The sequence below is a fragment of the Promicromonospora sukumoe genome (assembly GCF_014137995.1).
Classification (GTDB): Bacteria; Actinomycetota; Actinomycetes; order Actinomycetales; family Cellulomonadaceae; genus Promicromonospora; species Promicromonospora sukumoe.
Window position 1 is genome coordinate 3159159 of sequence record NZ_JACGWV010000001.1, and the last position, 23493, is coordinate 3182651.

21 protein-coding genes are annotated in these 23493 nt (G+C 73.6%); 6 read left to right on the plus strand and 15 right to left on the minus strand.

Going from position 1 to position 23493, the window contains the following annotated elements; translation table 11 throughout:
- Positions 1-24: 24 nt before the first annotated feature.
- A complete protein-coding gene (locus FHX71_RS14005) occupies positions 25-1926 on the plus strand; it encodes a cupredoxin domain-containing protein (protein WP_182617230.1) in 1902 nt (633 codons plus the stop codon).
- A gap of 136 nt (positions 1927-2062) precedes the next feature.
- A complete protein-coding gene (locus tag FHX71_RS14010; RefSeq protein WP_182617233.1) occupies positions 2063-2950 on the plus strand; it encodes an arginase family protein in 888 nt (295 codons plus the stop codon).
- Positions 2951-3041: 91 nt separating this feature from the next.
- Here the strand turns inward: FHX71_RS14010 and acnA are convergent, their stop codons facing one another.
- The 4 genes from acnA to FHX71_RS14030 form a co-directional block, all read right to left on the minus strand.
- Positions 3042-5804, minus strand: coding sequence for an aconitate hydratase AcnA (gene acnA, locus FHX71_RS14015; protein WP_182617235.1), 2763 nt, complete (start codon positions 5802-5804; stop codon positions 3042-3044).
- A gap of 131 nt (positions 5805-5935) precedes the next feature.
- Entirely contained in the window at positions 5936-6745 is an 810-nt protein-coding gene (locus tag FHX71_RS14020) for an SGNH/GDSL hydrolase family protein (protein WP_182617237.1), read from the minus strand.
- A 58-nt stretch (positions 6746-6803) separates the two neighbouring features.
- Positions 6804-8207 carry a class I SAM-dependent RNA methyltransferase gene (locus tag FHX71_RS14025; RefSeq protein WP_220489684.1) on the minus strand — a complete coding sequence of 468 codons (1404 nt, stop codon included), beginning with the start codon at positions 8205-8207 and terminating at the stop codon, positions 6804-6806.
- 86 nt (positions 8208-8293) lie between these two features.
- Entirely contained in the window at positions 8294-10291 is a 1998-nt protein-coding gene (locus FHX71_RS14030) for an APC family permease (protein WP_182617239.1), read from the minus strand.
- 95 nt (positions 10292-10386) lie between these two features.
- Between FHX71_RS14030 and FHX71_RS14035 the strand changes: the two genes are divergently transcribed.
- Positions 10387-11040, plus strand: coding sequence for a potassium channel family protein (locus tag FHX71_RS14035; protein WP_182618713.1), 654 nt, complete (start codon positions 10387-10389; stop codon positions 11038-11040).
- Positions 11040-11705: a potassium channel family protein gene (locus FHX71_RS14040; RefSeq protein WP_182617240.1), complete on the plus strand. Its 666-nt coding sequence runs from the start codon at positions 11040-11042 to the stop codon at positions 11703-11705. Before FHX71_RS14035 ends, FHX71_RS14040 begins: the two co-directional genes overlap by 1 nt.
- Positions 11706-11727: 22 nt before the next feature.
- Here the strand turns inward: FHX71_RS14040 and FHX71_RS14045 are convergent, their stop codons facing one another.
- The 4 genes from FHX71_RS14045 to dut form a co-directional block, all read right to left on the minus strand.
- Entirely contained in the window at positions 11728-12480 is a 753-nt protein-coding gene (locus FHX71_RS14045; RefSeq protein WP_246402568.1) for a DUF3159 domain-containing protein, read from the minus strand.
- Positions 12481-12485: 5 nt separating this feature from the next.
- Entirely contained in the window at positions 12486-12872 is a 387-nt protein-coding gene (locus FHX71_RS14050) for an OB-fold nucleic acid binding domain-containing protein (protein ID WP_182617243.1), read from the minus strand.
- 15 nt (positions 12873-12887) lie between these two features.
- Positions 12888-13613 (minus strand): DUF3710 domain-containing protein, encoded by a 726-nt coding sequence (locus FHX71_RS14055; protein ID WP_182617245.1) that lies wholly within the window; start codon positions 13611-13613, stop codon positions 12888-12890.
- A gap of 151 nt (positions 13614-13764) precedes the next feature.
- Positions 13765-14241: a dUTP diphosphatase gene (gene dut, locus FHX71_RS14060; RefSeq protein ID WP_182617247.1), complete on the minus strand. Its 477-nt coding sequence runs from the start codon at positions 14239-14241 to the stop codon at positions 13765-13767.
- 77 nt (positions 14242-14318) lie between these two features.
- Between dut and FHX71_RS14065 the strand changes: the two genes are divergently transcribed.
- Complete coding sequence (locus FHX71_RS14065; protein WP_182617249.1) at positions 14319-14762, plus strand: DUF3093 domain-containing protein; 444 nt, start codon at positions 14319-14321, stop codon at positions 14760-14762.
- Positions 14763-14946: 184 nt separating this feature from the next.
- On the opposite strand, the gene FHX71_RS14070 is transcribed toward FHX71_RS14065, so the two are convergent.
- Positions 14947-15246, minus strand: a complete 300-nt coding sequence (locus FHX71_RS14070; protein ID WP_020014531.1) for a DUF4193 domain-containing protein — start codon at positions 15244-15246, stop codon at positions 14947-14949.
- Between the two features lie 313 nt (positions 15247-15559).
- Entirely contained in the window at positions 15560-16432 is an 873-nt protein-coding gene (locus FHX71_RS14075; protein ID WP_182617251.1) for an inositol monophosphatase family protein, read from the minus strand.
- Positions 16433-16552: 120 nt separating this feature from the next.
- Between FHX71_RS14075 and sepH the strand changes: the two genes are divergently transcribed.
- Positions 16553-17722 carry a septation protein SepH gene (sepH, locus tag FHX71_RS14080; protein ID WP_182617253.1) on the plus strand — a complete coding sequence of 390 codons (1170 nt, stop codon included), beginning with the start codon at positions 16553-16555 and terminating at the stop codon, positions 17720-17722.
- 25 nt (positions 17723-17747) lie between these two features.
- Here the strand turns inward: sepH and FHX71_RS14085 are convergent, their stop codons facing one another.
- The 5 genes from FHX71_RS14085 to FHX71_RS14105 are packed head-to-tail and all read right to left on the minus strand — an operon-like array spanning position 17748 to position 23461.
- Entirely contained in the window at positions 17748-18380 is a 633-nt protein-coding gene (locus tag FHX71_RS14085; RefSeq protein WP_182617255.1) for a thymidine kinase, read from the minus strand.
- Between the two features lie 8 nt (positions 18381-18388).
- Positions 18389-19594 carry an alkaline phosphatase family protein gene (locus FHX71_RS14090; RefSeq protein ID WP_182617257.1) on the minus strand — a complete coding sequence of 402 codons (1206 nt, stop codon included), beginning with the start codon at positions 19592-19594 and terminating at the stop codon, positions 18389-18391.
- Entirely contained in the window at positions 19591-20169 is a 579-nt protein-coding gene (locus tag FHX71_RS14095) for a DUF5998 family protein (RefSeq protein WP_182617259.1), read from the minus strand. Before FHX71_RS14095 ends, FHX71_RS14090 begins: the two co-directional genes overlap by 4 nt.
- A gap of 33 nt (positions 20170-20202) precedes the next feature.
- Complete coding sequence (locus tag FHX71_RS14100; protein ID WP_182617261.1) at positions 20203-22980, minus strand: bifunctional acetate--CoA ligase family protein/GNAT family N-acetyltransferase; 2778 nt, start codon at positions 22978-22980, stop codon at positions 20203-20205.
- 25 nt (positions 22981-23005) lie between these two features.
- Positions 23006-23461 (minus strand): hypothetical protein, encoded by a 456-nt coding sequence (locus FHX71_RS14105; RefSeq protein WP_182617273.1) that lies wholly within the window; start codon positions 23459-23461, stop codon positions 23006-23008.
- Between the last annotated feature and the right edge of the window lie 32 nt (positions 23462-23493).

Consider the following 23493-nt stretch of genomic DNA (forward strand, 5'->3'; position numbering starts at 1 on the left):
CCCGCGGAGACGAGAGGTACACCCATGCGACACAAACTGTCCCGCCTCCTGGCGGCGGCAGCGGTCAGCGCCCTCGTGGCGGTCCCGCTGGCGCCGGCCGGCGCCGTCGAGTACGCCGGTGAGATCACGCCGGCGTCCGCCACCCCGGTGGCCGACGGCCCCTCGAAGGAGGAGTCACCGAAGGAGTCCGCCACCCAGGCGGCCGACCAGGTCCTGACGTTCACGGCGAGCGCGAGCGTCTCGGCGTACGCGTCCGCACCCACGACGGCGGCGGCCGGGCCGACCACCATCGTGTTCGAGAACAGCACCGCGACCGGCAACAACATCGGGATGTCCCACACCCTGACGTTCGAGACCGGCTCGTCGGAGTACAACGACGACGTCACCCTGGACATCCTGGCCAACCCCCTGGACGCCAACGGCGGCCGCTACGAGGCCGAGGTCGACCTGACCCCGGGCACGTACCGGTACTTCTGCGCGATCCCGGGCCACGGCACCATGTCCGGCGAGATCGTCGTCACCGAGGGCGGCGGCGGCGAGGACACCACCGCGCCCACCGTCACCGCGCAGGTCGCCGGCGACCAGAACGACGACGGCGCCTACATCGGCTCGGCCAGCGTCAGCCTCGCGGCCGACGACGGCGACGGCTCCGGCGTCGAGTCCGTCGAGTACGACCTGGACGGGGCCGGGTACACCCCGTACACCGCTCCGATCGTGCTGGACGAGCCCGGCGAGCACATGCTGGAGTACCGGGCCACCGACGTGGCGGGCAACGTCTCCGAGCCGGAGATGCTGCACGTCACGGTGGTCGAGCCCGACGGCGACGACACCACGCCGCCGGTGGTCACCGCCGAGGTGACCGGCGACCTCGACCCCGACGGCGCCTACGTCGGGTCCGCGACCCTGAACCTCACGGCCAGGGACCCGGGCTCCGGCGTGGCGGGCATCGAGTACGACCTCGACGGCGCCGGCTGGGCGGCCTACACGGAGCCCGTCGTCGTCGACGCCCCCGGCGAGCACACCGTGACCTACCGGGCCACGGACAACGCCGGCAACGTGGCGGAACCGGGCTCGGCGACGTTCACCGTCGTCGAGGCTCCCCCGGTGGACGAGACCGCGCCCACCGTCACCACCCAGGTCACCGGCGAGCAGGACGACGACGGCGCGTACATCGCGTCGGCGACCGTCGCGATCCTCGCCGAGGACGAGGGGTCGGGCGTCGAGTCCGTCGAGTACGAGCTCGACGGCGACGGCTGGACGGACTACACGGACGCCGTGGTCGTGGACGTGACCGGCGCGCACACCGTGCGCTACCGGGCCACCGACGCCGCGGGCAACACGTCCGAGCCCGGCTCCGTGGAGCTGGTGATCGTGGACGGGCAGGACCCGCCGGACACGACCCAGCCCATCGCGTCGGCCCAGGTGGACGGCGACCAGGACGACGAGGGCGCGTACCTCGGCACCGCCACGGTCACCATCACGGCCCGGGACGACCAGTCGGGGGTGGCGTTCATCGAGTACGCGCTCGGCGACACCGCGTTCCGGGAGTACACCGGCCCCGTGGAGATCACCGAGCCCGGCTCGCACGCGTTCGCGTACCGGGCGACCGACAACGCCGGCAACGTGACCCGGACCGGCACCCTGCGGTTCGACGTCGCACGCGGCGCGATCGACGCCTGCCCCGTCTCCGACGAGCGCCCCACGGTGGTCATCGGGAACAAGGACAGCAAGGTGACCAACTACGACACCGGCAACGGGTGCACGGTCGCCGACCTGATCGACGCCGACGGCGGGTGGGTCAGCCACAGCGCGTTCGTCAGCCACGTGACGCAGGTCGCCGACCAGCTCGACGACGTCGACGTCATCACGCCGCAGGAGGCCACGAAGCTGATCCGGGCCGCCCGCCAGTCCGACGTCGGGCGGTAGTCACCGGCACGGCAGCACACGCACGACCCTGAGACGGAGCGGACCGTCTGCCACCCCGGCAGGCGGTCCGCTCCGCTGTTCTTCCCGGTGTCGTTCTCCCCTGGTGTGCCGGGCCCGTCGTCGGCACACTGGGCGGATGGCGTCCACGGCCGGCTGGGCAGTTGTCGGTGTGCCGTCCAGCGCCGCGGCGCACTCCCGCGGGCTGGAGAAGGCACCGGCCGCGCTGCGCGCGGCCGGGCTGCTCGACGCACTGCGGGCCGCCGGCGTCGACGTCCGGGACGACGGCGACCTGCCGACCGCGACCTGGCGGGCACACCGCGGCCCGGGCGAGCCCAACGACGTCGGCCGCGTGATCGACGGCCTGCGCGGGGTGCGGCACCGCGTCGGCGCGGTCCTGGCCCGGGGTGAGCGGGCCCTGGTGCTCGGCGGGGAGTGCACGGTCGCCCTCGGGGTGGTCGACGCCGTCGCCGAGCGGCACCCGGACGTGGCCCTCGTGTACGTCGACGGCGGCCAGGACCTCCAGCTCCCGCCGGACCACCCCGACGAGCCGGTCCTCGACTCGATGGGCGTCGCCCACCTCCTCGACCTGCCCGGCACCTGGGGGCCGCTCGCCGCCGTCGACCACCGGCGCCCCCTGCTGACGGCCGACCGGCTCGTCTACCTCGGGTACAGCGACGACGAGGAGGACGTCCACGGGCTCGTCCCCGCGGTACGGATACCCGCCGCGCAGGTCCTCGCCGACCCGGAGGACGCCGCCCGGCGCGCCCTGATGGCCGTGGGCGGCACCCCTTTCGTGCTGCACCTCGACGTCGACGTGCTGGACTACCTGACCCTGCCGGTGGCCGACGTCCCGACGTACGGCCGCGGACTGGTCCCGGCGACCCTCGACCGCCTGCTGCGCGCGCTCGCCGCCGAACCCAGCCTGCGGGCCATGACCTGCGTGGAGGTCAACCCCGACCACGCGGACGAGGCGGGCCTGCGCGGCGTCGTCCGGCTGCTGGCGGGAGCGCTCGCCGCCGGCTGAGCCGCGCCGACCGCCTCCGGGAACGACGGCGCCCCGCCCCTCCGCGAGGAGGGACGGGGCGCCGGGTCTCGACAGGCTCGACCAGCGAGGGTCAGGAGACGAGCGAGCGGAGCACGTACTGCAGGATGCCGCCGTTGCGGTAGTAGTCCGCCTCGCCCGGGGTGTCGATGCGCACCACGGCGTCGAACTCGACCTGCGAGCCGTCCGCCTTGGTGGCCGTCACCTTGACCGTCTCGGGCGTGACGCCCTCGTTCAGCGCGGTGACGCCGGTGACGTCGAAGACCTCGGTGCCGTCCAGGCCCAGCGAGTCGGCGTTCTGGCCGGCCGGGAACTGCAGCGGCAGCACGCCCATGCCGATGAGGTTGGAGCGGTGGATGCGCTCGAAGCTCTCGGTGATGACGGCCTTGACGCCCAGGAGCGCGGTGCCCTTGGCGGCCCAGTCACGCGACGAGCCCGAGCCGTACTCCTTGCCGCCGAGCACCACCAGCGGGGTGCCCGCGGCGGCGTAGTCCTGCGCGGCGTCGTAGATCGTGTCCTGCGCGTCCTTGACGAAGTTGAAGGTGAAGCCGCCCTCGACGCCCGCGCCGTTGTTCTCCGAGGCGAGGAGCTGGTTGCGCAGGCGGATGTTCGCGAACGTGCCGCGGATCATGACCTCGTGGTTGCCGCGGCGCGAGCCGTAGGAGTTGAAGTCGCGGCGGCCCACACCGTGGTCGGCGAGGTACTTGCCCGCCGGGCTGTCGGCCTTGATCGAGCCGGCCGGGCTGATGTGGTCGGTCGTGACCGAGTCGCCCAGCTTCGCCAGCACGCGCGCACCGGTGAAGTCGGTGACGGGCTCCGGCGTCATGCCCATGCCGTCGAAGTACGGGGGCTTGCGCACGTACGTGGACTCGCTGTCCCACGCGAACGTGTCGCCCTCGGGGGTCTCCAGGGCGGCCCAGCGCTCGTCGCCCTTGAAGACGTCGGCGTAGTCCGACTCGAACATCTTGCGGTCGATCGAGGACTCGATGGTCGCCTGGACCTCGTCCGGCGACGGCCAGATGTCGCGCAGGAACACGGGGTGCCCGGCCTCGTCGCGGCCCAGCGGGTCGTGCTCGAAGTCGAACTCCATGGTGCCGGCCAGGGCGTACGCGATGACCAGCGGCGGGGACGCCAGGTAGTTCATCTTGACGTCCGGGTTGATGCGGCCCTCGAAGTTACGGTTGCCCGACAGCACCGAGACGACCGACAGGTCGTGCTCGTTGACGGCCTCGGAGACCTTCTCGTCCAGCGGGCCCGAGTTGCCGATGCAGGTGGCGCAGCCGTAGCCGACCAGGTGGAAGCCCAGCTTCTCGAGGTACGGCCAGAGGCCGGCCTTCTCATAGTAGTTGGTCACGACCTGCGAGCCCGGCGCCATGGAGGTCTTGACCCACGGCTTGGAGACGAGGCCCTTCTCGACGGCGTTCTTCGCGAGCAGCGCCGCGGCGAGCATGACCGACGGGTTCGACGTGTTGGTGCACGAGGTGATCGACGCGATGGCGACCGCGCCGTGGAACAGCTCGAACTCCTTGCCCTCGCTGTTCGTGACGTGCACGTGCTTGCGGCCGTTCGTGGCCGGCGCCGGGGCGTCGGAGGCCGGGAAGGACTCGGCACCGGCCTCGTCGGCGCCCGCGGAGAACTCGGGCGCGTAGTTCGGCAGGTCGTGCAGGAACGCCGACTTCGCGTTCGTCAGCTCGATGCGGTCCTGCGGGCGCTTCGGCCCGGCGATCGAGGGGACGACCGTGGACAGGTCGAGCTCGAGGTACTCGGAGAAGACCGGCTCGGCCGAGTCGGCGTCGAGCCAGAGGCCCTGCTCCTTGGCGTACGCCTCGACCAGGGCGAGCTGCTCCTCGGCGCGGCCCGTCAGGCGCAGGTAGTCGACCGTGACCGAGTCGATCGGGAAGATCGCGGCCGTGGAGCCGAACTCCGGCGACATGTTGCCGATGGTGGCGCGGTTCGCGAGCGGCACCTGGGCCACGCCCTCGCCGTAGAACTCGACGAACTTGCCGACCACGCCGTGCTGGCGCAGCATCTGCGTGATCGTGAGCACGACGTCGGTGGCCGTCACGGCCGCCGGGATCGAGCCGCTCAGCTTGAAGCCGACGACGCGCGGGATGAGCATCGAGACCGGCTGGCCGAGCATCGCGGCCTCGGCCTCGATGCCGCCGACGCCCCAGCCCAGCACGCCCAGGCCGTTGACCATCGTGGTGTGCGAGTCGGTGCCGACGCAGGTGTCGGGGTAGGCGCGCAGGGCGCCGCCCACCTCGCGGGTCATCACGGTGCGGGCCAGGTACTCGATGTTGACCTGGTGCACGATGCCGGTGCCCGGCGGGACGACCTTGAAGTCGTCGAAGGCCGTCTGGCCCCAGCGCAGGAACTGGTAGCGCTCGTGGTTGCGCTGGTACTCGAACTCGACGTTGCGCTGGAACGCGTCCGCGCGGCCGGCGACGTCGATCTGCACGGAGTGGTCGATGACCATCTCGGCGGGGGCCAGCGGGTTGATCCGCGTGGCGTCGCCGCCGAGAGCGGCCACGGCCTCACGCATGGTTGCGAGGTCCACGACGCAGGGCACGCCGGTGAAGTCCTGCATGATCACGCGCGCCGGCGTGAACTGGATCTCGGTGTCGGGCTGCGCGTCCGGGTCCCAGGACGCGAGGGCACGCACGTGGTCGGCGGTGATGTTCGCGCCGTCCTCGGTGCGCAGGAGGTTCTCGGCGAGGATCTTCAGCGAGTAAGGGAGGCGCTCGACTCCCTCGACCGCGCTGAGCCGGAAGATCTCGTAGGACTTGCCGGAGACCTCCAGCGTTCCCTTCGATCCGAACGTGTCCACGGTGCTCACACGGGCTCCTTCTGCGGGGCTGACGGTGCGTCGGCTCTCACAGGCGCGGTCGTCGCGCGATGGAGCCGCCGCATGGGTTCCAGGGGGCTTCACCCAGCCTAGGCCGGGCTGCTGGAGCCAGCATAACGCATTTATCTTGACGTCAAGATATCTACGGGCCGGGCGCCGTCCTGCTGCTCGTCGGCCTGCAGCGTGGCCAGCACCCGCTCCGCGATCTGCGCGTTGCCCGCGTCGGTCGTGTGGATGCCGTCCTTGTTGATCAGCTTGCCCTGGACGATGTTGGGGTCCAGGAGCGAGATGTACGTCGCCCCGTTCTCGGCCGCGGCGGCACGCACCGCGCTGTCGAGCGCCCGCGCCTCCAGCCCGACCACCCACGGCGTCGACGGCCCGACGGAGACGATCTCCGCGTCCGGGAAGCGCCGCGCGGCCAGGGCGTAGGTGTTCGCGATCCCCTCGAACACCGGCGTGGGATCCTTCCGTAGCGACTTGAAGTCGTTCTGCCCGCCCGCGATCACGACGATGTCCACGCTGTTGCGCTTCACCGACTTGAGCTGCTCCGGGTAGTTCAGCCGCTGCAGCTCCGGGCGCCGCGTCACGAAGCCCGTGCCGCCGTCCGCCACGTTGAGCTCCTGCCAGCCCATCTGCTCGGCCACGAGGGTGCTCCACCGCACCTCGGGCGACGACGCGCCCTGGCCCACGGTGTAGGAGTCACCCACGAACAGCGCCACCGGCTCGACCTCGGCCGCCGGGGACGCCGAGGGCGACGGCGACGCGGCCGCCGCCCAGGGGGACGGTGCCCCCCGCGGAGCGGGCGACGTAGCCCCTCCGGTACCGCCGACGGCGATGCCGCCGGCCCCCAGGATCATGCCCACCACGACGGCGGAGGCAAAGGCCACGACCACGGACACGGCGATGCCGCCGCTCACCAACCAGCGCTTCACGATGCGCATCCTATGCGTACTGACCTGGGGTTTTGTCCATCGGGTGCCGCCAGCCCCGTCAGCCCTGACGATCCAGGACCGCGACGGCCTCGACGTGGTGCGTGTGCGGGAAGAGATCGAACCCGCGCACGCCCGTCAGCGCGTAGCCGTGCGCCGCCAGGTAGCCGACGTCGCGCGCGAGCGCGGCCGGGTCGCACGCCACGTAGACGATGCGCCGCGGCTCCCGGGAGGCGATCGCGTCCACCACGGCGCGGCCCGCACCCGACCGGGGCGGGTCCAGCACCACGACGTCGGCGGCGGGCACCTCGGCCTCGCCCGGCCCGCCCGCCAGCACGCGGTCCACGGCGCCGAGCCGCAGCTCCACCTGCCCGTGCGCGTGGGCGTTGCGGCGGGCGTCCTTCACGGCGCGCTCGTCGCCCTCGACGGCGACCACCCGCCCGTCCGGCCCGACGGCGTCCGCGAGCGGCAGCGTGAACAGCCCCGCGCCGGAGTACAGGTCCAGCACGGTGGCCCCGGCCAGCTCCCCCGCGGTCGCGCCGGCCGCGTCCAGCACGGCGCCCGTCAGGACGGCCGGCGCCTCGCGGTGCACCTGCCAGAACCCGCCGGCGGCCACGCGGTAGCGGTGCGTGCCCCACGGCCCCGTGACGGTCTCGGCCACGGCCCGGCGGGCGTTGGGCCGGGTGTCGGCGTGCCCGCGGCGCCACGGCTCGCCGTCGACGAGCAGCACCGGGTCCCCCTCGGACGGCGCGACCAGCTCGATCTGCGCCCCCGGCGTCCAGGTGCGGGTGAACACGTCCTCGGCGACCGCGAACGCCTCGACCTCGGGCGAGGCCAGCGGCATCTTCTTCAGCGCCAGCACGTCGTGCGAGCGGTGCCCCCGCATGCCGGCGTGCCCGTCGGCGTCGGCCACCAGGTCGATCCGGGTGCGGTAGTGCAGGCCGCGGCGCTCGTCGTCGCCGGGCGCCGCCTCGACCGTGACGTGCTCGGCGAGCCAGTCGGGGTCGATGCGCGCCAGGCGCTGGAGCTGCTCCACGAGCACGGCAGTCTTCCAGCGCCGCTGCGCGGGCAGCGCGACGTGCGACAGCTCGCCGCCGCCCACGCCGTCGGCGCCGGACGCGGGCCACAGCGGCTCGACGCGGTCGGGCGAGGCCTCGAGGATCTCGACGGCGTCGGCCCGCCAGAAGCTCGGCCCGCCCTCGGTGACGCGGGCACGGACGCGCTCCCCCGGCAGCGTGTGCCGCACGAAGACGACGCGGCCGTCCAGGCGGGCCACGCAGTGGCCGCCGTGCGCGACGGGGCCGACCTCCAGCTCGAACTCCTGGCCCACCTCCGGCCCGGGGGCGGCGTCGCTCACGCGCCGGGCGCGGCCCGGCCGCGGGGAACGCTGGGGGCGACGGCGCGGTCGGCCGCCCTGCTCGGGGTCGGCGGGCGCGGTGCGGCGGCGGTCGGTGTTGCGGGGCATGTCCTCAAGTATCGCCCACGGGTCGCTCCCGCCGCTCCGGTCCGGGCAGCGGGCCTGGTCACACTGCCCCGGTCACACCAGCCTGGTCACATCCGGCGGCCGCGCAGGAAGGTGTCGCCCTCCAGCCCGGTCTGCCCGCGCGTCGAGGCGAGCTGCCACGGCACGGACGCCACGACGACGCCGGGGGTGAACAGCAGGCTGCCCTTGAGGCGCAGCGCGGACTGGTTGTGCAGGAGCTGCTCCCACCAGTGCCCCACCACGTACTCGGGGATGTAGACGATCACGAGGTCGCGCGGCGACTCGCGGTGCACGGAGCGCACGTACTTGACCACGGGCCGGGTGATCTCGCGGAAGGGCGAGTCCAGGATGCGCAGCGGCACGGGCAGGTCGAGAGCCTCCCACTCGGCGGTGAGCTTCTCGACGTCCTCGCGGTCCACGCCCACGCTGACGGCCTCCAGCACGTTCGGCCGCGCGGCGCGCGCGTAGGCCAGGGCGCGCATCGTCGGCTTGTGCACCTTGGAGACCAGCACGACGGCGTGCACGCGGCTGGGCAGCGCGCGGGCGGCGGAGACGTCGTCGAGCGCGAGCTCGTCGCTGACCCGGTCGTAGTGCTTGCGGATGGCCCGCATGAGCACGAACAGCACGCCCATGGCCAGCAGGGTGATCCAGGCGCCGTGCGTGAACTTGGTCAGCAGCACGATGATCAGCACGATGCCGGTCAGGCCGAAGCCGACGCCGTTGACCAGGCGCGAGCGCTTGTACCGGCCGCGCACCGCGGGGTTGGGCTCGGTGCGCAGCTCGCGCGTCCAGTGCCGCAGCATGCCGAGCTGGGACAGCGTGAACGACACGAACACGCCCACGATGTAGAGCTGGATCAGCCGGGTCACCTCGGCGTCGAACACCACGATCAGGACGATCGCCGCGACCGCGAGGGTGACGATGCCGTTGGAGAACGCGAGACGGTCGCCGCGGGTGTGGAGCTGGCGCGGCAGGTAGCCGTCGCGGCCGAGGATCGAGCCCAGCACCGGGAAGCCGTTGAACGCGGTGTTCGCGGCGAGCACCAGGATGAGGCCGGTGACGGCGGAGACGGCGTAGAAGGCGGGCGGGAACCCGGAGAAGACCGCCTCGGCGAGCTGGCCGATCACGGGGATCTGCACGTAGTGGTCCGAGACGGGCGCGCCGTTCAGCGTGAGCTGCTCGTGCGGGTCCTCCGCGAACTGGACGCCGGTGGCCTGGGCCAGGAAGAGGATCGACATGATCATCGTCGCGGAGATGGTGCCGAGCAGCAGCAGCGTCGTGGCGGCGTTGCGCGACTTGGGCTTGCGGAACGCGGGCACGCCGTTGCTGATGGCCTCGACGCCGGTCAGGGCCGCACAGCCGGACGCGAAGGCCCGCGCCAGCAGGAACGCGCCCGCGATGCCCACCAGGCCCTGGTCGAACGCTGCCTCGGCGGACAGCTCGAACTCGGCGCTCTCCGCCTGCGGCAGCGTGCCCGAGAAGAAGCGGAACGCGCCGGTGACGATCAGGGCGCCGATGATCGCCATGTAGCAGTACGTCGGGATCGCGAACGCCGTGCCCGACTCCTTGACGCCGCGCAGGTTGACCAGGGTGAGCAGCACCACGGCGATCACGGCGGCGAGCGCCTCGTGCCCGCGCAGACCGGGGATGGCCGCGGACGCGTACTGGGCCGCCGACGAGATCGACACGGCCACGGTGAGCACGTAGTCGACCAGCAGCGCGGAGGCGACGCCGATGCCCGCGGACGGGCCGAGGTTGGTGGTGGCGACCTCGTAGTCGCCGCCGCCGGACGGGTAGGCGCGAACGTTCTGCCGGTAGGACGCCACCACGATGAGCAGCACGACGACGACCACGAGGCCGACCCATGGGGAGAAGGCCAGGGCCGCGATACCCGCCAGTGACAGAGTCAGGAGGATCTCGTCGGGGGCGTACGCCACCGAGGACAGCGCGTCCGACGCGAACACCGGGAGCGCGATCCGTTTGGGCAGCAGCGTGTGCCCCAAGCTCTCGCTGCGCATGGGGCGACCGACCAGGAGACGCTTGGCCGCATCGACGATGTCCGACACGTTGGATGACTCTATGCCCGTCGATGGCACCCGGCGCACCCGGCGCCCCATCGTCACCCTGGCGCGGTAGCGTTCCGTCCGTGCACTTCGTCATCATGGGCTGCGGCCGTGTCGGCTCCAGCCTCGCCCAGGAGATAGAGGGCCGCGGGCACTCCGTGGCCGTCATCGACCAGAACCCGGACGCGTTCCGGCGTCTGCCTGCGGACTTCTCCGGCAAGAAGGTGACCGGGGTGGGCTTCGACCGCGACACGCTGGTCCAGGCGGGGATCGAGGACACGTACGCGTTCGCCGCGGTGTCCGACGGCGACAACTCCAACATCCTGTCGGCGCGCGTGGTGCGCGAGACGTACGGGGTCGACAACGTGGTCGCCCGCATCTACGACCCGCACCGCGCCGAGATCTACCAGCGCCTGGGCATCCCCACGGTGGCGACGGTGCGCTGGACCGCGGACCAGGTGCTGCGGCGCATGCTGCCGCTCGGCTTCACGGACGAGTACCGCGACCCGTCGGGCACCGTCCGCTTGGCGCAGATCGAGTACCACCGTCGCTGGGTGGGGCGGCCCGTGCTGGGCATCGAGCGCGCCACCGGGGCGCGGGTCGCGTTCGTGACCCGCTACTCGTCGGCGATCCTGCCCACGCCCGACGTCGTGCTCCAGGAGAACGACGTGCTGCACCTGCTGATGGCGGCCGACAGGTCCGCCGAGATCGAGCGCATCCTCACGGCCGCGCCGTCCGCCGAGGAGGACTGATGCGCGTCGTCATCGCCGGGGCCGGGTCCGTGGGCCGCTCCATCGCCCGTGAGCTGCTCAGCCACGAGCACGAGGTCACCCTGATCGACAAGAACCCCGCGGCCATGCGGGTCTCGCAGGTCCCCGAGGCGGAGTGGGTGCTCGCGGACGCGTGCGAGCTGCCCGCGCTGGAGGCCTCCGAGCTGGAGCAGGCCGACGTCGTCGTGGGCGCCACGGGCGACGACAAGGTGAACCTGGTGTTCTCCCTGCTGGGCAAGACGGAGTTCGGGGTGCCGCGCACGGTCGCGCGCGTGAACAACCCGAAGAACGAGTGGATGTTCGACCAGTCCTGGGGTGTGGACGTCGCGGTCTCGACGCCGCGCATCATGACGGCGATGGTCGAGGAGGCCGTGGCCGTCGGCGACCTGGTGAAGATCTTCAGCTTCAGCCAGTCGCACGCCGACATCCTGGAGCTGACGCTGCCCGCCGACTCCCGGGTCGCCGGGACACGCGTGGGCCAGGTCGTGTGGCCGGCGGACGTCACGCTCTCGACGATCGTGCGTGACGGCCGCCCGCTGGTGCCGAGCCCGGACGACACCCTGGAGGCCGGCGACGAGCTGCTGCTGGTCGCCGGCGCGGACGCCGACACGGACTCCCTGCAGAAGCTGCTGGTCCCGAAGGGCTGACGGACGCGTCCGCGCGGCGGCGTCAGGCCGCCGCCGGGGCCTTCGGCCGGCGCACGACGTACCAGGTCAGGTACAGCACGAGCGCCCAGAGCGGCACGCCGAGCAGCAGGTGGAACGTGCCCAGCCAGGCCACGTCGCCCGCGAAGTAGAGCGGCGTCTTGACCGCGAGGCGCAGGGCGAACAGGCCCACCCAGAGCCAGGTGGCGATCGAGTACATGCGCATCTTGGCCGGGTCGGACCGCCAGGCGGTCAGCGCGGCGAAGGCCGAGGGCTGGTCGTCCGGACGGTCGGCGTCGGCCTTGACGGCCTCCGGCGTGAGGCCGGCGCGCAGCGCCTCCACCACGTAGCCGACGGCGGGACGGCGCGCGAGGATCGTGCCGAGCAGCACCACGAGGTAGCCGGCGTTGAGCAGCAGGCCGCCCGCGTAGTAGTCCTCCGCGTCGCCCGAGGTCCAGGCCCACACCACGCCGACGGCGATGCCGAGCAGCCCGCCGAGCGCCTGCGTGACCGGCGTGCGCTGCACGAGGCGCGCCACGACGAGCACCAGCGCGGCGACCACGGACGCGATCAGCGGGACCATCAGGTCGTTGGTGATCACGAACGCGACCACGAACACGAGGCCGGGCAGGACGGCCTCGACCAGGCCGCGCACCCCGCCCACGGCCTGCGCCGCGGAGAACTCGTCGCCGGTCAGGGCACGCATGCCGCGCGCAGGCGTCTGCTCGGGGTGCTCCTCGGACTGCTGGGGCACGTCAGGACGTGCTGGATCGCTCATGGGGGCTATTGTGCCTCGCCCGGCCGGGGCCTCAGCTCGTACCTCGGGTTGAACATGGTGCGCCGCCCGTCGACGTCGCACACCATGCCCTCGACCCGGATGCGGCGGCCGGGCTCGATGCCCTCGATGGTGCGGCGGCCGAGCCACACGAGGTCCAGCGCCCCGGAGCCGTCGAACAGCTCCGCCTCCAGGGTCGGCACGCCCTCGCGCGGGCGCAGCACGACCGAGCGCAGCACGCCCGCGACCTTGCCGCGGGAGCGCGTGGGCACGGACGTGACCGCGGCGCAGCCGACGTTCTTGGAGGCGTCGGCCCGCTCCGCGGTGTCGCTGACCTCCTCGTTGGAGGCCAGCGTCGCCGCGATGCGGGACGCGAGAGCCGAGCGGAGCGACATCAGTGGTTCACCTCGTCAGCCGATCTGGGTGATCTCGGGGCCGCGACGCAACGGGTTGAAGTCCGACATCTGCGGTGCCGCGTTCTCGGGGCCGGCCGGCTCCGGCTCGGGCTGGGCACCGTCCTTGCGCGCCGACTTGGGCAGCGCCAGGGGCAGCAGGTCGCGCGGCGGGCGCGGGCTCTGGTCCCGCACCACGACGATGTTCGCGAAGACGGACTCCAGCGGCTTGGCGGCCTCGGCGTCCAGCGCCGCCCGGCCGGCGAGCACGCCGCGGATGAACCAGCGGGGGCCGTCGACGCCGACGAACCGCGCCGGGCGCTGGCCGGACTGCCCGTCCGGGCCGGTCACGGGCATGCGGACCAGCAGCTCGCGCCCGAACACGCCGGGCACGTCGTCGACGATGCCGCCCTGCCCGCTCACGGACTGGGCGATCTCGTGCCGGATCTCGTCCCAGATGCCCTCGGTGCGCGGCGCGGCGAACGCCTGGATCTGGAGGTTGGAGCCCTCCAGCGCGGCCGTCACCCCGGTCACCTTCTGCGTCTTCTTGTCGATCTCCATGCGGAGCTCGAGGCCGGGCATCACCGGCAGCCAGATCGCGCCGAGGTCGACCCGGGGGCCCATCTCGTCCACCTGCGACCGGTCGAAGGGGCCGTGCGGCCGCTTCTGCTGCTCGGCCTCCACCGACGCCCACTCGACCGAAGCGGGCTCCTCCGCCGTGCCTCGTCGGCTGAACAGACCCACAGCCACACTCCTTCGTAGTTCTTCGTCCGTCGCCGGTCCGGCCGCTCGCCGAACCGCTCGCCGCACCCGGCCGCGCACTTGCTCCGCCGGGCGGCGTTATCCGCTCGTTACCTACAGCCTAGACCCGTCGGGCCCCGACCTGGACACGCGTTCAGCGCCCGGCGAAACCGCCGCTGGAGCCGAAGCCCCCGTCGCCCCGGTGCGAACCGGGCAGGACCTCGGCGCTCACGAAGCGGGCGCGCTCGACCTTCTGGATCACGAGCTGCGCGATCCGGTCGCCGCGGAGCAGCTTCACGGGCTGCGTGGCGTCGGTGTTGAGCAGCGTGACCTTGATCTCGCCGCGGTAGCCCGCGTCCACCGTGCCCGGTGCGTTCACGATCGTCAGGCCGTGCTTCGTGGCGAGCCCCGAGCGCGGGTGCACGAACGCCGCGTAGCCGTCGGGCAGCGCGATCGAGACCCCCGTGGGCACCAGCACCCGTCCCTGCGGCGGGATCTCGACGTCGACCGTGGTCACCAGGTCGGCGCCGGCGTCGCCGGGGTGCGCGTAGGACGGGACGGGAACGTCGTCCAGGAGGCGGATGAGCACGTCGACCGTGCTGCCGTCGTGGGCTGGCTCAGGGGTGGGCACGCCGGAAGAGTACGCCACCTGGGCCCTCGCCGCCGCAGTAGTGCCGAGGCAGTGTCCGGGGCTGGGATGATGTGTCCATGACGGCGACCACCCTCACCTTCCACGAGCGTCTCCTGCCCGGTCCCGGCGGCTGGCTCGGCACGGTCGGTCTGGGCGCCATCGCGGCGATCGCCCTGTGGCCGGTGCACGCGGCGGCCGCCGTGACGGTGGGGCTGCTGGTGTGCGTCGGCTCGGCGGTCGCCCTCGCGGTGACCTCCCCCGTCGTCGAGGTGTCCGACGGCGTGCTGCGCGCCGGGAACGCCCGTATCCCGGTCGCCCTGCTCGGCGCCGCGCAGGCCCTGGACGTGGCCGCCATGCGGCACGAGCTGGGCCCGGGTCTCAACGCGCGCGCCTACGTGTGCCTGCGCGCGTGGGCGCGGACCGGCGTGCGGGTGGCGGTCGACGACCCGGCCGACCCGACCCCCTACTGGCTGGTGTCGACGCGGCGTCCGGAGCTGCTGGTGAAGGCCTTGACCGACTGAGCCGGAGGTGCAGCGCAGGGTGGGGGCCGAGGTACGAGGCACGCGCCCGGAGCGGAACCGCAGGCTCAGGCGGCAGACAAGCAGAGCCTAGGTCGCCCGGGCCCTTCCTGCCCCGGGTACGACGAAGGCTGCCATGCTCCGCATGACAGCCCGGTCGTGTCGTCAGTGCCGAAGGCCTGGCAGATCAGGCGGCGCACTCCGTGCAGATCATCTGGCCGGCCTTCTCGTAGGCCAGCTGGCTGCGGTGGTGCACCAGGAAACAGCTCGAGCACGTGAACTCGTCCGCCTGACGCGGCAGCACGCGCACTGCAAGCTCCTCGCCCGACAGATCGGCGCCCGGGAGCTCGAAGCCCTCGGCCGCTTCTGTCTCGTCCTCGTCCACAACGCCCGAGGACTTGTCAGAACGACGTGCCTGCAGCTCCTGGATCGAGTCCTGCTCGACATCCTCGTCGTTCTTACGCGGGGCGTCGTAGTCAGTTGCCATGTGGTGTTCTCCGTCGATAGGTGGTCGCGCCGGAAGGGTTCGGGACATCCGGGGGTTCGACGCCGCCCCGGCCGGGACCCCCGCACGCGCCGTCGAACAGCGACCGCATGCGGGTGTACGCGCAGATAATGCACACGGCCCCGGTTTTGTTCCCGAGTCGGCCCACGGATTGTGCACCATTTCTGTCAGGCGCGCTACATCTGCTCGTGTAACCCCGGTCACGTACGCTCTGACCTGCAACGACGGCCCGATATCGGCCTTTTGGGCCCCGTCAGCAGTGACCAGGTTCGCGGGGGTGTGTCATAAAAAAAGATCACCCACGGGTGTCACCCGCGGTGTCGCCCGCGCCGTCGGCGTCCGCCGCCTCGAGGATCGTGACGAGCTCGGGGACGAGGTCCCGCGGCCCCGCGACGGTCATCGCGTTGCCCGCCGGACGGCCCCGCAGGCCGGTCACCACGGCGCCCGCCTCGGTCGCCACGACCACGCCCGCGGCCATGTCCCACGGGTTCAGGCCGCGCTCGTAGTACAGGTCGAGGGAGCCGTCGGCGAGCAGGCAGAGGTCGATGGCGGCGGAGCCGAGGCGGCGGATGTCCCGGACCCGCGGCAGCACCTGCGCCAGGACCTGGGCCTGCTCGGACCGGCGCACGGCGTCGTACCCGAAGCCCGTGCCCAGCAGCGAGGTGCTCAGGGACGCCGGGGCGCCCGACCGGATCGGCGCGCCGTCGCGGGTCGCGCCCTCCCCGAGCCCGGCCGACCAGGTGCGCCCGTCGGCGATGCTGTGCACGCAGCCGGCCAGCACGGTCCACGAGGCGGGCTCCGGCGGGCCGGCCACGACCGCCACCGACACCGCCCAGGACGCCACCCCGTACAGGTAGTTCACGGTGCCGTCGATCGGGTCGAGCACCCAGGTCAGCCCGCTGGTGCCGGCGACGTCGTCGCCCTCCTCGCCCAGGATCGCGTCGTCGGGCCGCTCGGCGGCGATCATCTCGCGCAGCAGCTCCTCGGAGGCACGGTCCATGACCGTGACCGGGTCCACGTCGCTCGACTTGGTCGCGGCCACCTCGACCCGTTCGGGTCTGCCCTCCCGCACCAGGGTTCCGGCGGCCGTCGCGAGGCGGACGGCGAGATCGCGGAGGGCGGTGACGGTGACGCCGTCGGGCAGCTCGTGCGGTGCGGGTGAGATCACGCGCCCATCCTGCCGCACCCGCAGGCGGGCTACGATCCGGCGGCACACCGACGCGCCTGCGCCACGCCGCCGCCGCTCGGTGGCAGGCTCGGGGCACAGGACCACCCCGGGAGGACTGGCATGGACGAGCTGGAGCTGGTGAGGCTGCACGAGGACGGTGAACGCCTCGTCCTCGCCGCGCGCGACGGCACCCAGAGCACCCTGCCGATCACCGACGCCCTGCGCGCCGCCCTCCGGGGTGACCGTCCGCGCATGGAGTCGATCCGGGCCCAGGAGGAGTCCACGCTGCGTCCCCGCGAGATCCAGGCGCGCCTGCGCGCGGGCGAGACCTGCGAGGCGCTGGCCGAGGCGTCGGGCCTGCCCGTCGAGCACGTGCGGCGCTTCGAGTACCCCGTCATCTCCGAGCGCGAGCACGCGATCTCGCGCGTCCGCGCCAAGGCCGTCCTGACCGACGACGACAGCGCGACCACGCTCGGCGAGGTCGCCGACGAGCGCCTGCGCTCGCGCGGCGTACGGCCCGACGACGCGCGGTGGACCGCCACCCGCGAGGGCAACCACCCCTGGATCGTGCAGGTCGAGTTCAGCGCGGGCGAGCGTCCGCGGCTGGCCCGCTGGTCCCTCGAGCCGCGGGGCGGCTTCGTGACGGCACTCGACGACGAGGCCCGCTGGCTCGGCCTCCCGGAGGACGACGACGGGCCGGTGCTGGCCGGCGTGTCCGCCCTGCCGCCGCAGCGCCTCGGCGCGCGCGGGTCCCGGCCCGCGCCGCCCGAGCCCGACGACACGGACCTGCTGCTGGACAACCTCTCCGAGCGGCGCGGCCAGCGCCCCTCGCGCCGTTCCGCGCCCGACGTCGGTATGCCCGACCTGCTGGAGCTCGACGCCCTGGACGACGGCCACGCCAGCGGACCGGGCTCGGCGGCCAGCCCGGACGAGCCCGACGAGTCCGCGCCGGAGCCGGCCGCGGCCGTCGTCGACATCGGCGCGCGCCGGGGCGGGAACCGCCCCAAGATGCCGTCGGTCAAGGTGCCGGACTCCCCCGCCGACCTGGAGTGGGAGGGGCCGAGCCAGTGGGAGATCCCGGCGCCCGGCCCGGCGTCGTCGGACCAGCAGCCGGCGCCCGAGCCGGAGCGTGCCCCGGAGCCCGAGCCCGTCCCGCCGCCGGAGCCGGCGAACGTGCCGGGCAAGGAGCCCGCGGTCGCCAAGCGGCCGGCCCCGAAGCGGGGCCGCAAGTCGCGCGCCCAGGTGCCGAGCTGGGACGAGATCGTCTTCGGCTCGCGCCCGGAGGTCTAGCCGAGCCGGTCCGCCACCCGGTGGTCTAGTCCCAGAGGGACTCGTCCACCGAGTGGCGGCGCGCCGTCAGGGCGGTCATGCGGCGCATGTGGTGGCGGCGGCAGAGCACCTCGTACGCGACCTCGGCGAGGCCGACGTCGCCGATCACCACCTGCTCGCCCTCGGTGACCATGATGCCGTCGACGGTGCGTGCGTTGTGCGTGGCGCGGGCGCCGCACCAGCACAGGGACTGCACCTGGAGCAGCTCGACGCGGTCGGCGAGCTCGATGAGCCGGGCCGATCCGGGGAAGAGCCGGGTGCGGAAGTCGGTGGTGATGCCGAACGCGAAGATGTCGATCTCCGTCTCGTCCACCAGCCGGGCGAGCTGCTCCACCTGCGCGGGCGAGTAGAACTGCGCCTCGTCGCACACGAGGTAGTCGACGGCCTCGCCGCCCGCCCGCCGCGCGCCGATCTCGACCCAGAAGTCGGTGTCGTCGGTGACCTCGACGGCCGCGACCTCCAGGCCCAGCCGGCTGGAGACGCGGTCGGCGCCGGCCCGGTCGCCGCGGCTGAAGATGAGCCCCGCGCGTCCGCGGGCGCGGAAGTTGTGGTCGGTCTGCAGGGCGAGGGTGGACTTGCCGGAGTCCATGGTCCCGGAGAAGAAGACGAGCTGAGCCACAGGAGTTCCTAGGAGAGCGCGGTCAGGAACGGCACGAGCATCTCGTGCGGGGTGAGGGAGCCGTGCACGCCGGGCATGGCCCGGGCGTTCGCGGAGTGCACCCGGGAGTCGACGACGGTGGCGGCGCCGGTCATCGCCACCACCACGTCCCCGAGCGCGGGCAGCACGTGCTCGGCGACCGGCCCGAACCAGCCGTCCGCGACGGCCCGGTCCCGGAGCACGACCAGGGCGTGGTCGCCCAGCCGCTCGGTCCACCGCGCGGCGACGTCGGCCGGGTCGGTGCCGGGCTCGGTGTAGAGGTGCAGGGCGCGCGGCTCGCCACCCACCATGGCGACGCCGGGGTACAGCGCGGGGTCGGTCGCGACGTCCCACTGGAGGCCGGGGTCGGCCTTGATCTGGCCGTGGTCGGCCGTGACGAGCACCAGCGTGCCGCGCGGGACGCTCCGCAGCAGACGGGCCAGCTCCCGGTCGGTCGACTCCAGCGCGTCGCCCCACTGCCAGGAGTCCCAGCCGAAGCCGTGCCCCGTCTTGTCGACGTCGCCCTGGTACAGGTAGACGAGGCTCTGCCCGGTGCCCTGCGGGTCGGCCGGCCGCCGCAGCGCCGCGACGGTGGCGTCCACGCGCTGCTCGAAGGTCTCGGCGGCGACGTGGGCGGGGCCCCGCAGCGCGGCCTGGCTCATGCCGGAGCCCGCGAACTTGCGCGGGCCGGGGGCCACCACGCGCGTGCCGGCGGCGGCGAGCGTCTCCAGGACGGTGGGCTCGCGCTGCACGTCGGCGGGGTCGCCGAGGTCGCGCCACTGCACCACGGAGGCGAGCCTGCCGGTGGCGGCGTCGCGCTGCGTGTAGCCGACCATCCCGGTGCGGCCGGGGGCGGTGCCCGTCCCGAGGATGCTCAGGGCCGACGCCGTCGTCGACGGGAAGCTGGAGGTGAGCGTCGCCTCCTCCTCGCCCCGGTCCCGCAGCAGCCCGCGCAGGAACGGCGCGTGCCCGCCGCGCTCGGCGAGGTTGCGCAGGCCGAGCCCGTCGACCAGCACGACGACCACGCGGTCGGCGTCGGGCAGGCCGAGGGCGGCGCGGCTCGCGGCCGAGCCCAGGCCCGTGGCCGTGGTGAGGTCGTGGCCCAGGGCGCCCGCGGCGGCGGGCAGGACGGCGGCGAGGCTGGCCGTGTCGTAGGACGGCGCGACCAGGGGCTCGGGCAGGTGCGGTGCGCTCACGCAGACGTGGCCAGGGACAGGGCCTTGGCGAAGTCGACGGCGGCCCGGACCGCGGCGTCGCCCTCGGCCTCGCCGGAGACGCGGACCACGACGTCGTCGGGCGTCACCTGGCCGGTCAGACCGTGGTCGGCCGTGCAGTTCGGGTCCACGCAGGAGGCCGGCTCCAGGTCGACGCGGGAGACGGCGCCCCAGCCCACCGCGAGCGTGACCTCGCGCGTCGCGCCGCGGCGCGGGTAGCGCTCCGGGTCCGCGATCACGTGGGTCAGCGCCACGGAGCGGATCTCGCGCACCGGGACCACCTCGGTGGTGGCGGACGCCGAGCCGGGCCTGGCCGGGTCCTCCCCCGTGTGGTCGTCCACGTGCGCGGTGACCAGGCGGGTCGGTGTCAGCACCAGGACGGTCAGGTGCCGGCGCACCTCCGAGTCGAAGGTGGTCTCGGCCTGCACGAGGTGGGCCACCACCTCCTCGCCGGCCAGGGCCACGTCGAGCACGTCGGCGACGAGCTCGGGGTAGTAGCCGGCCCGGTGCAGGTGGGCGGTCAGGTCGTCACGGGCATCGGTAGGGGCATGGGGCACAGTCGAATCATCCCACGAGAGGGGGTCCCGCCGTTAGCCCGGCAGCGCTCTGCGCAGGGCGTCCGTGCGCCGTTCGGCGGGTCGAAGGCGGATCGTGGCGTGCAGCACCGAGGCCCCGCGCTCCGCCACCGCGACCGGGTACAGCTCCACCGACGCGAGCTCCGGCAGGTCCTCCGCCATGACCGAGACGCGGGCCAGCACGTCCTCCAGGGCGGCGACGTCGGCGGCCGGCGCCCCCTGGTAGCCGAACAGCCGGGGCGCGGCACGCACGCCGCGCACCATCCGGGCCACGTCCACGTCGGTCAGCGGCGGCACGCCGTGGGTCACGTCGTCGAGCAGGTCGACGGCGTCGCCCGCCACGCCGAAGGAGACCACGGGACCGAACAGCTCGTCCTCCACGGACCGCACCACGCACGCCACGCCCGTGGGCGCCATGGCCTGCACCTCCAGCACCGGGTCCGGGGCGGGCAGCAGGGCCGACGCCGAGGCGAGCATCCGCTCGGCGTCCTCGACGAGGTCCTCGGCGTCCGCGATGTCGAGGCGTACGCCGCCCAGGTCGGCGCGGTGCCGCAGCGCGGGCGAGGCGATCTTGAGGGCCACGGGCCAGCCCAGCTCCTCCGCGGCGGCCACCGCCTCCTGGGGCGCGCGGACGCTGCGGGAGCCCCACAGCCGCAGGCCGTAGCAGGCGAGCAGCTCGGTCGCGGCGTCCTGGTCCAGGGTCGTGCCGTCGGGGTGGCGGGCGAGCAGCGACCCGACGAGGGTGCGCGCCTGGGTGCGGGCCACGCCGTCGGACACGCCCTCCCGGAGGGCCGGGCGGACCGGGCTGCCGTGGTCCTGGGTGCGCCACCGCGCGTAGCGCACCACCTCGCCGAGCGCCCAGACGGCGTCCTCGGGCGTGGAGAAGGCGGGGATGCGGATCTCCTCGCCCGCGCCCGGCAGGCCCTCGGGCACGGTCGCGGCGAGCTCGTCCGGCATGCCGTGCAGGCCCAGCGCGCTGACCACGGTGGTGCGGCCGGTGCGGGCGGCGGCCTCCGCCACCGCGCGCGCCATCGCGTCGGTACGCGGCAGCACCACGGGCACGGAGACCACGACGACGGCGTCGCACGCGTCCGGCCCGTACAGGGCGTCGACGGCGGCGGCGATCTCGTCGTCGGGCGCCCCCGCGGACAGCGGCTCCGGCGGCCCGACGACGGTCAGGCCCGCCGCGGCGACGGCGTCGGCCACGAGCGCCGCGAGCGACGGCGAGCTCGCGAGGATGCCCACCCGGCCGCCCGTCGGGAGCGGCTGGTGGGCGAGCACCTGCGCGACGTCCATGAGCTGGTGGGTGTTCTCCGCGCGGATCACGCCCGACTGCCGCAGCACCTCGTCGAGCATGCGGCGCGGGGCGCGCGTGGCCCGGACGGTGTGCCCGGGCGGCACCACGCTGCCGTGCCGGCCCGCCACGACCACGACCACGGGCTTGACCAGCGCGAGGCGGCGGGCGATGCGCGAGAACTTGCGGGGGTTGCCGAGCGTCTCCAGGTACAGGCAGACGACGTCGGTGTGCGGGTCGTCCTGCCAGTACTGCATGACGTCGTTGCCCGACACGTCCGCCCGGTGCCCCGCCGAGACGAGCGTGGACAGGCCCAGGCCCCGGCGCTTGACGGTCTCGGCCGCGGTGACGGCGGTGGGCGCGCTCTGGCTGAACAGGCCGACGCGGCCGGGGCGCGGGGCCGTGAGCGCCAGGCTCGCGCGCAGGCTCGCGCCCGGGACGTTGGTGAGCAGGCCGTAGCTCGCCGGGCCCACCACGCGCATGCCCTCGGCGTGCGCGGTGCGCAGCAGCTCGCGGCGGCGGGCGACGCCGGCGGGCCCGGTCTCGGCCCAGCCCGCCGAGAGCACGACGACGCCGTGCGCACCGGTGCCGCGCAGGCGGCGGACGGCGTCGATCACCTCGTCGGGCGGGGCGGCGACGACGGCGAGGTCGACGGTGCTCTCGGTGTCGTTGTTCTTCGGGGCGAGGTCCGCCCAGGTCACGTCGTCGCCAAGCACCAGGAGCTCGGTGTCGCCGGGGTCGGCGGCGTAGGCCTCGCGGACGCGGGACACGAGGAGCTGGTCGATGTCCTCCGCGGCGGAAGCGGGCCCGGCGGCGCCCGTGGGCCCGACCAGGAGCACGCGGCGCGCCGAGAGCAGGCCCTGCATGGAGCGGGCCTCGGTGCGGTGCTCGCGGTCGGCCATCACCTCGCGGGACCGGTCGGTGGGGTCGAGGTCGACCGAGACGGTCACCACGCCGTCGTCCAGGTGCTGCTCGACGTCGTAGCCCGCCTCCCGGAACACGCCCAGCATGGCGCGATTCTGCGGCAGCACCTCGGCGATGAACCGGTGCACGCCCCGCTCGCGCGCGGCTGCGGCGATGTGCTCCAGCAGCACCGAGCCGAGGCCCTGGCCCTGCAGGGCGTCCGCGATGTTGAAGGCGACCTCGGCGGTGCGTCGCCCGGGCTCGTCGTCGGTCACGTCGTAGCGCGTGACGCCGACGATGTCCTCGCGGCTCGCGCCGTCGTCGTCCGCCCCGGGCCGGACCGCGACGAGCGCGACCCGGCGCACATGGTCAACGGTGACGAGCTGGGTGAGCAGCCGGTCCGGGATGCGCTGCAGCGCGGCGAAGAACCTCAGGTACGTGGAGCGCTCCGACTGGGCCATCTGGAAACGCTGGAGCGCGTCGGCGTCCTCGGGGCGGATGGGCCGCACGTGCGTGGTCGAGCCGTCGCGCAGCACGACGTCGGCCTCCCACTCGACCGGGTACTCCCGCCCGTCGGCCCGTCCTGGCTGGTCCACGGGACCAAGGCTAAGTCTGCGGGCGTCAGCCCACCAGCACCATGCCCACGAGCAGCATCACGGCGAAGCCCACCAGGACCAGGCGCTGGCGGCGGTTTGGGCCGGACGCCGTCAGGATCGCCGCGACCGCGGGACCCGCCGCGAGCAGCAGCCACGCGCCGAGCGCGGGGGCCACGTTCGCCGAGACGGCGGCGACCGCGACGACCACCAGGCCGTGCACCACGCCGAGCCCGGCCCGCATCGAGACGACGATGTGCAGCACGCAGGCGAGGATCGCCAGCCCGGCCCACATGGTGATGCCCTGCTCGAGGCAGCCCCACTCCTGCTGGGCGCAGCGCCAGGACTGCATCCACCACGTCACCAGGGCGCCGAGGACCAGGACGGGGACCACGCTGACCCCGACCACGCCGTAGGCGAGGCCGATCCGGGCCAGCCAGCCCGGGACGGTCGTCGACCTGCTGACCAGCGGCAATTCGGGCATACCTGAATAGTGCCAGGTGAGGTGCGGAATGT